We start from the raw sequence: 13407 nt of genomic DNA, 5'->3' as shown, positions 1-13407 counted from the left end.
CAAAGGTTTGCGCAATGGGTTAACTTAAGTGCTTTCTCAAGTTGTTGATAGATATAAATAATAAGAGGTTTTGATGACTTGGGGAGCGTTTTTGATATGCGATTATCAAGATGGTATCACAAAAAAAATTCAAATATCAGACTTGTAGGAAATAAATCACAGCCTATAATGCTGAAAACCGGAGCGTCTGCCAACGCTCCGGTTTTTTTGTGTCCGAAGAACAGTGAACTCGTCTGCCAACGAAATCACTACGCACTCTGAGATGACACATATACATATGAATCAAGGAATTACACAATGCGTATCGAACAAGAACTTAAGTTAGGTTTTAAAGATGTACTGTTTCGCCCGAAACGTTCTACCCTTAAGAGCCGTTCTCAAGTAAATTTAACCCGCGATTTTACATTCAAGCATAGTGGTCGTCAATGGTCTGGTGTGCCAGTAATCGCAGCAAACATGGATTCGGTTGGTAGCTTTGCAATGGCTAAAGCGCTGGCTGAGCATGGTGTAATGACCGCTGTTCACAAACATTACACGGTAGAAGATTGGGCTGAGTTTGCTAAATCAGCAGATAAAGTAACCATGAATAACGTTATGGTGTCTACGGGAACATCTGACGCAGACTTCCAAAAAACCAAAGACATCATGGCGCTTTCAGATGAATTTATTTTCATTTGTATCGACATTGCAAATGGTTACTCAGAGCATTTGGTCGAGTATGTTGAACGCGTGCGAGCTGAGTTCCCAGACAAGGTCATTTCTGCAGGCAACGTGGTTACTGGTGATATGTGTGAAGAGCTAATCCTAGCTGGTGCAGACATCGTTAAAGTGGGTATCGGCCCAGGCTCTGTATGTACAACTCGTGTAAAAACGGGTGTTGGTTACCCGCAGCTTTCTGCAATCATCGAGTGTGGCGATGCAGCGCACGGCCTTGGTGGCATGATCGTCGGTGACGGTGGCTGTTCTTGTGCGGGTGACGTAGCGAAAGCATTCGGTGGTGGCGCGGACTTCGTAATGCTAGGCGGGATGCTAGCGGGTCACGAAGAGTCAGGCGGCGAAGTGATCGAGAAAGACGGCGAGAAGTTCATGAAATTCTATGGCATGTCGTCGAAGAGCGCGATGGATAAGCACTCAGGTGGTGTCGCTGGCTACCGTGCGGCTGAAGGTAAAACCGTATTATTGCCATACCGTGGTAGCGTTCACGGCACTATTCAAGACATCCTTGGAGGCGTTCGCTCAACATGTACATACGTAGGTGCAGCAAAGCTTAAAGAGCTAACCAAGCGTACTACATTCATCCGCGTTCAAGAACAAGAGAACAACGTGTTCGGTAAAGAGTAAATCGACTGAATGTAACAAGTGTAAAAGCAACCATACGTTATATCTATAGCAGATAAAACTATACTATATGCAGCTATGAGCCAGAGTGAGATTGATTTCTTACTCTGGCTTTTTGCTTCTCATTTGTTTGCGCTTCAAAATTAACTCTAAGCGATTTTAATAGTTGGTCGAGATTCGACTTGTTCAAACGGTAATGATGTTGTAACTGGCATGAGCTGTAAAACGCTTGAAATCTGACAGTCTCTATTTAACCCAATATAGTCTTTGACATTAGCGACTCGCCAAGTCATGTCTCCGTAAGTACGCAGATAGAACGCGGGTGATTGATGACTGTTATGTCTAATAACGCTCCATTGGGTAATATCACTAAAAAAGACTTCAGGGTTATCGGATGTCTCAAACTCATTCGCCATGATGCCCAAAGGTATATCAACGCGATTAAGTAGCTTTTGTCCGAGTGAGAAGGCTTCGTCGAAGTTAGTTGGTTGTTCGCTTAACTGCTTAATTGCATAGGTTTGTACAAATCGAGACGGCGGTGTTGGGTCGGCGGGTAGACCCATCAAGCCAGCGCCATTGATTGATTGAAGTGGGCCAGGCACTTGGACATGACGTTGCATGGTTGCTTCATTGTTCGGTTCTGGGTTGTAGTTGCGCAAATTGGAAAAATAAGAGAGGTGATTGACATGCCAATGGTAATTTGGGCAGTTAGTCATTACTCCAACGTAGGAGTGGTCCACAACCACTTTATAATCATCAAAGTCGTATTCGGTACATTGATAGCGTGCTTGCTGATTTTCCTCTTTGCTGAACATATCGCTTTCTTTGAATGCTCGATAGATATGCATATTACCGTTAAGAAACTCAATGACGGCACTGTCATTATTTGCATCGTGAATCACGAAATGCTGGTCCAAAGCCATGTTGTCACTCTCTGTTTCACCAGTTGAAATAGTCGAGTTAAACACGTAAACGGGGTGGGTGGTGAAGTAGGTCACCATCTCGTCCACAGTATTAAACGTAGACAAGATAAAAGTACCAAACAGGCCGCTGCCTAATGCAAAGGCATCATCAGGGATGTGAGAGGTCGATACATTTTGATTGAGAATGGGCAAGTACAGTGACCCAACAGAAAGGCCAGATTCATTAATGCCATCAGCTGTTAAAAGAGGGTTATTATACCGGGTAATGGCATTGCAGTGTATGAAGCTCAACTCTCCCTGCCAATTTGCTCGAAACTCACATTCTTTACTGTGACGTTTTGGCGGCTGACCATTGAAAACACGGTCGGCTTTTCCGTCGGAAGTAAAGGTCGTAATTTGGTAAGTTTGTTGGGCTCTAAACCAAATCTCGGTCTGAAGGTTAACTGCAAACTCCATGGTTCTAGCGGATAAGGTTTGGTTGTTGCAACCATAATTGATATTAACATCTGTACACATAGCCATGCTTTCCGTTGTTTATCTTGAATGATGAATATCCAAGAAACCCTCTGAATCAAATGCTTAGAGATTACGTGGATATAGATGAATTGCGCTTTAGTAATGGTTTTAGCCATTGAGATAAGCGCATGCTATTAAGTTAAGCATTCAATCAAAAAACGTCAGTAGCAGTTTAGTATCAGTTGATAGAGTTAAAATAAAAAGTGATGTATTAAGTAAAACTCTTTGATCTTAGAAATTAATAATATATTTATTTTTTCAATCTTGGTTACTCTAGATTTAAAGTTTATTTTAAAAGTGATTTGTATTTATTCGATTATCTTGCAGTGGTGATATAAAGTGAGAACATAAAGTTAACAATTTCAGATTGTGATTGAAAATGGGGAGAGTCTTCAATCCAAATACCGAGAAATGAAACTGCCCGAGAAGTTGTGCAACTGTCTCGGGCGAAGTGATGAATCAGGTGAGCAGCTATAAAGTTTTCTCACAAGAACCGCTAAGTGGTGGAGATATTTTTAAATTATCATTAAAGATTTCTACAACGACGGGGCCTTTATTTTCATCTTTTGCATAGTATGCACAGGACTTGTCCCCAGTATAGGTTTTACCTGCCTTTTTGAAACTGTAATACCAGGAGTCATGGGTAGCGGCACCGGATTCAAAACTAGCAGATTCAGATTGTTCGCCAATATTCAAGTCGAAATGAACCTCCATTTCCGGAGAGTCTTTAAATCTCACATATCCGGTGATTTTATCGTTGGAGTTATTTTTAACGTAAAATGAACCCTTAGTTGTCATAATTTTTCCTCTTTTTTAATTTCTATACGTGATAGAACGGCCAAATGACGTTCTGTTAATATATGCTTTTTAAGATGCATATTGATGTTAAATGATGGTCTTATTAGTTCTAAGGTGATTAAACTTATCCTTAGCGTATTTTTCTTTTATACCGATTAAGTCGCGGTAGCTTCGATCAAAATAAACGCTTGTCGGAATTGCCGGATCTTTAAAGCTGATGAAGGCACCATAGGTTCCCGGTATATCAGCTTCTCTGGCTTTATCAATCCAGTCCATGGCTCTGTTTACATCAACAAGTACTGGGTTATTTTGTAGTTCTAGTTTTTGCTTTATCTCTTCATTCCACCAGGTTTGGTATTGGACTGTATATTGACACTGGCGGTAGGGGAAAGATATGTCTTCAAGGTCGTCTGAGTGATGATAAAAACCGCCAGTGATCGCCCCTAAGGTTACGTAACTAAATAGCCCTTGATCGCGGTTTTCTGGCTTTATCAAAGGTGAAGTTAAGCTTTGCAAAAGTGCAGTATAGCCTTCTGGTTTAAGACCTCGCTCTGACACCAATCGCGAAGTGATTTTGTGAGGTGCTGGGGCGTCATAATCGGGAGGGAAAGGAGAACCGTTTTGACACAAAGAATCGCGCCCCCATGTGCTCATCAGGGAGTGATCGTATTTCTTCCCGTCAAAGTCAGTGCCATGTGCTTCATAGACTTGAACTAAATCAGGGAAGCAAGCGCCAAATTGAACGGCTATAAATTGGTGAAGATCTTGTTCTGTTCCTTCCCAGTAGCCATACATGGTGCAGTGATGGCTGATGGTTTCAATATCACAGTGGTTAGATGATTCAGGCAGAGCATCAATTTGCAAGTTGGTGCCAAGAAGTTTAGGCGTATCGAGGCTTTTTATAGCCTGCTCCCAATTTTTTAGCACATCTATGGTAGGGTGCGTTGGTATTGGCTGAAGCATACCGTTGATTTTTGGATAGAGGTTCCACTGAAGCTCGAAGCGGTGGATCTCTTTGGGTAAAGGGAATGTTTTTACGCGTAGCTCGGTAACAATGCCATAGCTCATGCCTCCGCCGCCTCTTAGTGCCCAAAATAGGTGAGGGTTGGACTCTGCTGAGACTTCTGTGATCGTACCATCACCCAATACCACGGTTGCACTCACTAGGTGCTCACAACACATGCCGTATTTTCGCGTCCAAGGGCCCCATCCTCCGCCTTGAATATAGCCAGTCAACCCAACTGTGGCACAGGTTCCATGTGCAATCATTCGATCATGCTCTGCAAGTTTTGGTGTCAGTTGATAGAAGCGATAGCCAGCACCAATGGTGGCAATATTGTCACACAATTGGAAGGTCTTAATTCTGCTCACGTCAATCAAAATGACGTTGTCACCACTGCATTCACCTGCGTGATCATGCCCTCCTGAGCGAACACGAATCGGGAGATTGAATTGAGTTGCTGTTAGATAGGCTTGCTGAACTTCTTGCGTACTTTCGCACATGACAATGACAAAGGGTTGGTGTTGATAGCGAGTATTGAAGATGAGTGACTCGACTTGATATTGGTTCAAACCGGGAACCGGTGAAACCGTGTTTTCAAGAGGTGTCAGTAATCGTTCTTTAGGAAAACCGCACTTATCCATTTTCTGAATAAACAGTTTGGCATTATTGACTGAGATTGAGTACGCGCTAAGTACAGCGAGGCGTTGTATTTGAGGGTTAGGGTGCTGTTCTACCACTTGGTTTTCTTTAGTTCCCTGCATCCATTCATGTTCCATTATTTTTTCCATTTGGCTTATGTATTGAATAGTTGTTCAAATATTAAACCAAATGCATACATTCACCATATCAGTTTGGTATCAGTTGTTCTGTACAAATCGCCAAAAGCATCAGCGAGAGAGCAACAATATCTGGTTGATGAAAAGAACGATCGGCATCTGCGTGACCGTGGATAATTTATGTAGTCAAGTAGATCTGAGCCTAAATTGATACTGAACCAGAATGACGTGTTATCTACATTGAATGGGTCACTAACGACAATAAATTCAGTTGGAGAACACAATGAAAATGGACTCAAAAGAATCACAAGCAATTTTTACTGCTCATTATCAAATTGGTAACGGCTTACCTGGAGGAGTGAGCTTCGATGTTAATCTACTCGTGGCCAGCGAAGACAAATCAATAGTGGGTAAAGGACATATCTTTCAGGCCGTTAACCCACCGTTAAATGTGGTGTCTGATCTCAATGGTAGTTTCAACTATCAATGCACGATGCGTGATTGTCATATCATGGTGACGTTGCAGGGCTACCAGCCTTATCTAGGCATTGCTCCTTTAGGAGCTGATCTTCATAACGTAACGCTCAACCTCCTACTTAATGATGATTGGAAATCAGGCGTGGCATTCTATCGATATAAAAATAGTTCAGGTAAATGGATTGAAGCAGCAAATCAACGCGTTACTCTACTTTTGCCTGAGCATGTTCCTAGCATCGAGAACTTTAAGGTGGAGCAAAATGATCTTGCGCCAGCATAAATCTCATCAGCGATGACACTGTGCCAAAACACAGATATTCGATGGTTTCGAATATCTGTGTTTGACGAGGTAAATCGAGTAAACACGATGACTTGACGGTGCAATTAATCGACTTTCTTCGTTTATTGAATATTTCATGGTTGAGTAGATGTGGAGAGCCAATGGTCGAGCTCATCAACACTTATTTGAGCCTGATTCAGTTGATGCTTACGCGCGGCCTGATTGAAGTTTAACAACTCAGAGACGGAGCTGGACTGGTCGAGTAAGGCAAGCATCAGATTCGCTTGTTCAATATAAAAATCACCCCATGGATGCGGATCTTCTTGGGTGAAGTTAGACAGCTTATCGCGATATTTTCGAAGTAGCGTAGGCTGCTTATACTGCCACGCTACTTGGATTCCTTGTTGGTAAAAGCGTAAATAGTTATGACCAACACAGGTAGATTCTAGCCAAGCCTCACCAGTGCGCAAAGCGGAGAGGGCCGTTGATTCATCGCCACAAATAAGTGCCTTGGTAGATACGAGCCAAGGACCAATAAAATTGTGTAGCTTATTGATATGAACAAGATCTAGAGCCGTGTCGATGTCCGAAAGGGCTTTCTCCTCTTTTCCCTGATACCAGTGCAATCTTGCACTGGACTCCAAAAGAAAAGCGACAAATCGATGAGCATTAAGCTGTTTTGAAAGTTGTAGAGCGGTCGAGATTTCGTTTTCAGCTTGCACCAAGACATTACGGTCGAGAAAGATCCATGCAGCCGTAAGCCTAGAAACAATTTCTGCTCGGCGGTTTGCCGTGAGATAGGCAAGATTCGAGGCATGCTGAGCCTGTTTTAGTGCTTCGTCAGATTGCAGTTGATAGATCATCACTGTTGCCAGCATGTAGCGATTGGCAGTTTCAATCGAAAGCAACTGATGCTCTTCACACAGTTGCAAACACTCGGTTAAGTGCTCGTATGAGCGAGCCATTTTTCCTTGTGCGTAGGCACAATCACCGAGGCCGCCAAGCGATTTTGCTTTCGCGCGAAAACAGTTTGCTCGTTGACTGTAATCTAATGCAAGTAAATGTTCTTTCTCACATTCGTCTAGCTGCCCAGTGGGGAACAGCATATTACCTCTCATCGAGTGAATTTCACACAAAGATTTATTTAACGTCAGCTTTTCGCACAGGGCTTGGGCTTGGTCTAAAATCGACATCGCTTGTACAAAGTTGTCGGTTAAACGGTAGGGGTTAATGAGGTCTAAATAGTATTGAACACGTTCAGAATCATTTTCTGTGTGATGAATCGCTTGCTCAAGAACCTCAATACTCTCTTTGATGCGTCCCATCGAATACAGGCAGTTTCCTTTCATATTTAGTGCATACGCCATCTGTGCTTTAGGTGACTCTTTAATAGCGTATTCAATAAGAGTCAGTGCTTTTTCAAATTGATAATTGCTCAGGTAATGTTTGGCGGTCTGGTCAAGAACAGTAAATACACCTTCGCCCTTGGCATGATTGATATGGACTGCATATAAGAACCGATCTCGGTTCTCATACCATTTTGCGCAGGCCATGTGTATTTTTGAACACTGTGACTTGTCTATTTGACGGAAAACAGCATTACAAATCAAATCATGATGGAAAAGGTATTGATCGCCATTGAGTTTTACTAAGCCAGCGTCGACTAACTTATCTGGTACGTAGCCGGGAATTCGAGTGATTTCACGCAGTTGCTCCAGTTGAAAGTACTGCCCCAACACAGATGCAGTACAGAGTGCTTGGCGATCTTGGGCTGGAAGTTGAGCTAATTGTATCGAAACTAAATGTTCCAATGACTCCGGAACGTCTTTATCAAACTGAGAACAAAGTAGTGTTTGGCGTAAGTATAGAGGATGGCCTTTCGCAAGCTTTATACAGTCATTGATATGTTTATTCTGTTGGCATGTGATTGAGCAAGCTAACTCGTAAGACTCTTCAGATGATAACTCCCTAAGTTCGATTAGATTCACGTTGGCAAACCAAGATTGTTTGGAACTAAGTCGTTTTTGCTGCCTAAACGTCAGAAAGAGTAAAATATTGGTGTTTGTAATATAAGGTAGCAGTGTCTCAAGAAATGCCAACATTACCTCGTCGGCCCAATGGACATCTTCAACAATAATCAAATGCGGTTTGCTGCTCTGCCGTTGTTGAATTAAGAAAGGGATAGATTGCTCTATCGTTTGTTTCAGCGTTTGGAACTCCATTAAGTTCAGCAGCTGTTTTTCTGATTCGTTGAGTGTTACCCCCATTAACCAATAAAGGCAGAGATGGAAAGAAGAGGGAATTGATGACTCGACAGTCTGCTGACGAATAGAATCATCGGTATCTTCACGAGTAAATGAACAAATTGCCCGAGTGAATATATTTTGAGGGGACAAGAGATCAGCACTGCCATGATTCAGGATTTGAATCTCTGTGGTTAAACACGAAGAACGACTCAAAGACGAAATGACCTGGTTGAGTAGGCTGGTCTTTCCTATCCCTGCGGTACCAGTAATACAATACGTTTGGCCTGCTTCTTGTTTTTGCCATCGCTTGATTCCGCTATTCAATGTTTCTAGTTCAAGTTTACGCCCTACGAAACAGTCAGTATGGTTTTGGTGTAAGGATACAAAATGCCAGTTGTTGAAGTCTGGCTCTCCTGTTAGAAAAGGTTTTATTGGTCTGGCACAATTGGACGAGATAAAGCAAGGACAAGCAGCTATTTCTCCCCAAGGGATTTTAACTAGGATTTCATTGATTGGGGTTATCGCATTCGGATGTTCCGATAGCTCAGTGATTCGATGCATGTATTTCACATTGATAAAAGACCGAATCGAAGCCGAAAGAGCAACCTTTAATTGAAGGGCTAGTTGTCGAATTCGCTCAAAAATATATTCGTCCGATTCCTGTAAAGACCAAGTAAGAACAAACGTTCGGTTTTGTATTATGGGTGTAGTGTTTTGGCTGAGAAGTAAGGTTTGCAGAGCCTTTGCGGTCAAATCACACTTTGCTTCGATTGCAAAAATAAAAAAATATGGTGGTGATGAAGATACATTTGTAAATAATGGTTCTGAGGCCCGATCTATTAAAAGGTCCTCTACGGGGACAGAAAAGTATTCCGCGAGATTGGATGCGGTACGATACAGCACATTCGCCCCAGACTCTGCTCGCTTTATAGAAGCAATAGATACGACAAAACCCTGTTGAAAGCATTCTTCCGCCAGTTTTTCTTGGCTCAGTCCTAATTTCTTTCTCAGTTCTTTGAGTCGTAATACGTTGAGTTGAATTCTTCCATCCCTATTTGCCATATTTCACTCCGTTGTAACGTATAGCTTTTCCCAGTAAACCTGAATCGATTGGATATGTTGAGTGAATAAATTTATCTTATTTCACCACATATATAATACTAGTAGTTAAAATGTTATATACGAAAATGAAATGGGCATTTTAATCTTCAAACCACCTTAATTCATTGTTATATTAGTGGTGTTTTTTTATTAATAATTTTGATATTTATTTTTGTGAGTTCATGTTTTTCTTAATAAGTTTTTTGAAATATCTTTAAACTTATATCTTTTAAAAGATTGCACACCTTAAACTTATATTGGACTTCATTAAACTTTAAAAATTAAATTCTTTAATTTTAGAGATATAAATTGACAATCTTATTTTTAGTGTTTTTTTTTATCTCTATTCTGGCTAACTGATTTTTTCTAGTCTATAAATCAAATATCGGCAATTTCAAAATAACTGCCGAAAAAAGTTATTTTAATTTCAATATTATAAATAGTTGGCTTTATACTATGGATATTGGCTTTTTCTGCCTGTTAAAAGGCTTTCATATTACACCACACTTGAGTGCCGCGCTTACCTCTATTAAGGAGACTGCGTGGCTGCCATATGTCAAACGATCTTGCCATCGAGGGGATTGGCAAGCGCTTGCTTTAGAAGAATCACATCGAAAGGCCTATTACCCTAACTATTTACTACTCTCTGAATTTACAGGATTAGAACTGTTTTTATCTCAATTTTTCTGCCCAATTTTGTCAGTACGGTTTATGAAGTTAGAGCCGGGAGCTGAGATATTGTAACGCGGACCTCTGGCATATGTTTTTCTCAAGTACAGGTGTGTTACATCATTAACTACTGCTACAGCGGCAAGTGAGGTTCATGAATTATGCAAAAAGGCTCATCTATAGAATTCTACCAGCAACGTCCTCAATCTCGTGAGACGGTCGGTGTTGAAGAAGTGCAGCAACAAACTCAACAGTTTGGTTTTGCTGAACCCGAAATGGATGAGCTGCTTAAGTACTCATTACGGACTCAACTTGAGGCTATGCTCCAAAACCAACTCAGCACGGCTGAACGCCAACGGCAACTGAAAGAGAGTTTCGCTGCGGCAGTTGAGCTCGTATTGAAGGAGACGAAAGTTGAGCACCGAACACTGGTGCAAGCCTTTCAGAGCATGTATGGCAACGCTTGCCAATCTCTTTCTCTGGCTAAACTCACTCAAGAGGAACTGACCCGACAGTACATTTCCACGTCTGGGCTGGTGATGTCCCCACTTAACTGTAAACACACCATCAAAGATGTGTACCGAATTAAAGGCTTTGCGTGTGGTATAAACAAAGCTATCCAACATATGCTTGCCAACAAGTCACAGGTTAAAGTGCTTTATCCAGCTTGCGGCCCCTTTGCACCATTGCTGCTGCCTTTACTTGCTCACTACAAACAAAGTGATCGAATTAGCGCAGAGCAGCTTCAGGTGACACTAGTAGATATTCACCCCGGAGCCATTAAAGCACTCAATCAATTGATCGCGGATCTCGATATCGCAGACTACATTGAAGCCTTAGTGGAAGAAGATGCTACCCAATTTTCGCCAACTCAAACGTTTGATCTCCTGATACTTGAAGCGATGCAGCATGGCTTTAGTCGGGAAGGGTTCCTCAGCATCGCGAAACATTTGGTTCAATATTTACATATTCAAGGCGAAATGATCCCCAATCAGGTATCTGTGCGCGCCATGATGGTCATCGGGGAGACGGAATTTAATCAACAATGGGAAAAAGCAGAGTATGCACATTCCAACCATTGCCAGCCGGAAGCGATCGATGATCGAATTGATCTGGGAGAAATTCTTAACGTCAATAAAGCCATGTTGCTCAGAAGCGAGATTTTTGAGCTAGATGGTGGAATAAAAATGCTGCAAGGCAACACCATTGAGCTGCCGAAAGATGTGCCAGATATGGCAAAACGTATCCTCGCCATTTACAGCCATATCGATACTTACGGAGATGCGATGGTCGGACAATACGACTCTGGTATTACCCATCCTAAACCCGACATGACTTTTTATGTGGATGCCAAGCCCAAAGCCGTTGAACACCATTACTTTGAAGCGAAGGGAGGCGATAAGGTCTGTTTCTATTATCAGTTAACCGGATTGCCAGGTTTTGTCGCCACCCATGGATGATTTCGATATGCAGCAAAAATACGTCGTTTTTACAGGAAGTTGTTACGCCTTGCCCATCATTCAGTTGTTGGCACAACAACATAAATTGGCGGGCGTGGTAGTACCGGAAGGAGAACTAAATCCTGACTTACAGCAGCTACAGAGCTATCTGAGCGCTCAATCGATTCATATTGCTCAGTATACCGCCAATGACAGCAGTGCTTTGATAGCGCAACTCGATGCTTGGCGAGTCACGGATGGCGTCATCTATTTGTTCAGGCACATAGTTCATTCCTCGCTGTGTCAGTTTTTCAACGGAAACTTGTACAACATTCATCCGGGAAAGCTGCCCGAGTATCGAGGCCCGATGCCTCTCTATTGGCAATTAAGAGACGGTTTAGACACCTTTAGCCTCACCCTGCATCGTCTTGAGGCATCGGCTGATTCCGGCGCTATAGGAATGGAGTTAGAGGTACCATTTCACCCGTTTGAGACCTTAACCAGTGCTCAGAAAAAAGCGTCACAAATGACGGCTAAGCTGATGTATGACTTCCTCATCGCGCAACAAAAGCAAGGGCTGGTTTGGCGTGAACAAGTATCAAACCCCAATGAAGTGGCACGAGCAGTAAACCAACATGATCTGCACATTCGTTGGAACGTGCAAACGAGTCGCGAAATCGTCAACTTAGTGCGAGCAGGCAATCATGACTTCGGAGGTGCGATGTTGAGCTTGCCAAATGGTGTCGCCAATGTTTTGCAAGCAAGCGCAATGGAGACTTCTTTAGTTGGTGTTGAGGCGGGGAGCATTCTCGAGATCAGCCCACAACATGGGTTACAAGTGAAAACGTTAGATAGCGCCATATCAATAGATGTTATTGCTACACAGCAAGGCGTGTTTTCGGGTTATCGCTATGCGCAAATGGCTGGGCTAGATGCTGGGATGTCATTGCTCCAGCACGCTTCTGCTTGTGAGTAAATAAATATCTCAATACGGCTCTTTGCGGCAGTGATGAAGCCCGTAACGGTATTTAGTAATGCGAGATTGGAAAGTTTTAACCAACCACACCAATTTCGTTATGGGCTGGTTTTAACTTAAGTGTATACGTTGAAAGGAAGAACAGTATGGCTACAGAACCGTATCTTGGGACACTAACCGCATTTGGTGGCAATTTTGCAATTAGAAATTGGGCAATGTGCTCGGGGCAAATGCAGGCAATTGAAGATAATCCAGCGCTCTTCTCTCTAGTTAGCACTCTATACGGAGGTGACGCCCGAACTACCTTTGGTTTACCTGATTTGCGTGGCCGCAGTCCAGTTGGTGTAGGCACACGACCTGGGGGGATGGATTATCATCAGGGAGAAAGATTGGGTACTGAACTGGTAACTATTGATATAACTCAAATGCCAGCACACTTACATACGGCAATTTTTACCCCTCTTGGCACTTCTGCACCTGTAACAGGCAGGATGCAGGTTGCTACCAATGCTGCAAATACACAGGTACCCGATAGTAATTCGTATATAGCGCAAAACTCTACCCCCGGGTTCTATAAACCGACGTTTCAGCAACCAGATTTGACCGAGATCGAAGGCTTAAGTGTGTCTGGTAGTGGCTCGGGCGGAGGTACTGTAACTGTGACTGAAACAGGCGGTTCAATGCCACTTAATATTCTGAGCCCGGTATTGCCGATTAATTGGTTAATTGCCACTGCGGGAGTATACCCACCGCACAGCTAATCAACCAAGAAAGAATTGGCTGAATCTTTAGCTAATCCTTTCCTATAAAAAAATTAAATATTTAAGTTGATTATGATAACCCGGCCATGTTGATAAGGCCGTCA

Annotated in this window: 9 protein-coding genes; 5 read left to right on the top strand and 4 right to left on the bottom strand. The window is 42.6% G+C overall.

Annotation, left to right across the window (positions count from 1 at the left end; translation table 11 throughout):
- The first annotated feature begins 297 nt into the window (after positions 1 to 297).
- Positions 298 to 1341 (top strand): GMP reductase, encoded by a 1044-nt coding sequence (locus tag R7E42_RS02600; protein WP_005373458.1) that lies wholly within the window; start codon positions 298 to 300, stop codon positions 1339 to 1341.
- A gap of 146 nt (positions 1342 to 1487) precedes the next feature.
- Here the strand turns inward: R7E42_RS02600 and R7E42_RS02595 are convergent, their stop codons facing one another.
- From R7E42_RS02595 to R7E42_RS02585, 3 genes are all read right to left on the bottom strand, one after another.
- Positions 1488 to 2777: a linear amide C-N hydrolase gene (locus R7E42_RS02595; protein ID WP_017635214.1), complete on the bottom strand. Its 1290-nt coding sequence runs from the start codon at positions 2775 to 2777 to the stop codon at positions 1488 to 1490.
- Between the two features lie 471 nt (positions 2778 to 3248).
- Positions 3249 to 3575, bottom strand: coding sequence for a hypothetical protein (locus R7E42_RS02590; RefSeq protein WP_005373454.1), 327 nt, complete (start codon positions 3573 to 3575; stop codon positions 3249 to 3251).
- Between the two features lie 87 nt (positions 3576 to 3662).
- Entirely contained in the window at positions 3663 to 5354 is a 1692-nt protein-coding gene (locus tag R7E42_RS02585) for an FAD-binding oxidoreductase (RefSeq protein WP_005373452.1), read from the bottom strand.
- Between the two features lie 283 nt (positions 5355 to 5637).
- Between R7E42_RS02585 and R7E42_RS02580 the strand changes: the two genes are divergently transcribed.
- Positions 5638 to 6111 (top strand): DUF1842 domain-containing protein, encoded by a 474-nt coding sequence (locus R7E42_RS02580; protein ID WP_005373450.1) that lies wholly within the window; start codon positions 5638 to 5640, stop codon positions 6109 to 6111.
- 134 nt (positions 6112 to 6245) lie between these two features.
- On the opposite strand, the gene R7E42_RS02575 is transcribed toward R7E42_RS02580, so the two are convergent.
- Complete coding sequence (locus R7E42_RS02575) at positions 6246 to 9419, bottom strand: AAA family ATPase (protein ID WP_005373448.1); 3174 nt, start codon at positions 9417 to 9419, stop codon at positions 6246 to 6248.
- An 869-nt stretch (positions 9420 to 10288) separates the two neighbouring features.
- On the opposite strand from R7E42_RS02575, the gene R7E42_RS02570 reads away from it, so the two are divergent.
- The 3 genes from R7E42_RS02570 to R7E42_RS02560 all read left to right on the top strand — a co-directional run bounded on the left by R7E42_RS02570 (position 10289) and on the right by R7E42_RS02560 (position 13303).
- Positions 10289 to 11587 carry a hypothetical protein gene (locus tag R7E42_RS02570; RefSeq protein WP_017819914.1) on the top strand — a complete coding sequence of 433 codons (1299 nt, stop codon included), beginning with the start codon at positions 10289 to 10291 and terminating at the stop codon, positions 11585 to 11587.
- A gap of 7 nt (positions 11588 to 11594) precedes the next feature.
- Entirely contained in the window at positions 11595 to 12542 is a 948-nt protein-coding gene (locus R7E42_RS02565; protein ID WP_318072314.1) for a formyltransferase family protein, read from the top strand.
- A 146-nt stretch (positions 12543 to 12688) separates the two neighbouring features.
- Positions 12689 to 13303 carry a phage tail protein gene (locus tag R7E42_RS02560; RefSeq protein ID WP_005373442.1) on the top strand — a complete coding sequence of 205 codons (615 nt, stop codon included), beginning with the start codon at positions 12689 to 12691 and terminating at the stop codon, positions 13301 to 13303.
- Positions 13304 to 13407 lie beyond the last annotated feature (104 nt).

Source organism: Vibrio sp. Vb1337 (genome assembly GCF_033338715.1).
Classification (GTDB): Bacteria; Pseudomonadota; Gammaproteobacteria; order Enterobacterales; family Vibrionaceae; genus Vibrio; species Vibrio alginolyticus.
This window is presented reverse-complemented; position numbering and strand designations above follow the sequence as displayed.

Bases quoted from the DNA above. Each gene is read 5' to 3' on its own strand.
- R7E42_RS02600 (WP_005373458.1), top strand. From the start codon at position 298: ATGCGTATCGAACAAGAACTTAAGTTAGGTTTTAAAGATGTACTGTTT.
- R7E42_RS02595 (WP_017635214.1), bottom strand. From the start codon at position 2,777: ATGTGTACAGATGTTAATATCAATTATGGTTGCAACAACCAAACCTTA.
- R7E42_RS02590 (WP_005373454.1), bottom strand. From the start codon at position 3,575: ATGACAACTAAGGGTTCATTTTACGTTAAAAATAACTCCAACGATAAA.
- R7E42_RS02585 (WP_005373452.1), bottom strand. From the start codon at position 5,354: ATGGAACATGAATGGATGCAGGGAACTAAAGAAAACCAAGTGGTAGAA.
- R7E42_RS02580 (WP_005373450.1), top strand. From the start codon at position 5,638: ATGAAAATGGACTCAAAAGAATCACAAGCAATTTTTACTGCTCATTAT.
- R7E42_RS02575 (WP_005373448.1), bottom strand. From the start codon at position 9,419: ATGGCAAATAGGGATGGAAGAATTCAACTCAACGTATTACGACTCAAA.
- R7E42_RS02570 (WP_017819914.1), top strand. From the start codon at position 10,289: ATGCAAAAAGGCTCATCTATAGAATTCTACCAGCAACGTCCTCAATCT.
- R7E42_RS02565 (WP_318072314.1), top strand. From the start codon at position 11,595: ATGCAGCAAAAATACGTCGTTTTTACAGGAAGTTGTTACGCCTTGCCC.
- R7E42_RS02560 (WP_005373442.1), top strand. From the start codon at position 12,689: ATGGCTACAGAACCGTATCTTGGGACACTAACCGCATTTGGTGGCAAT.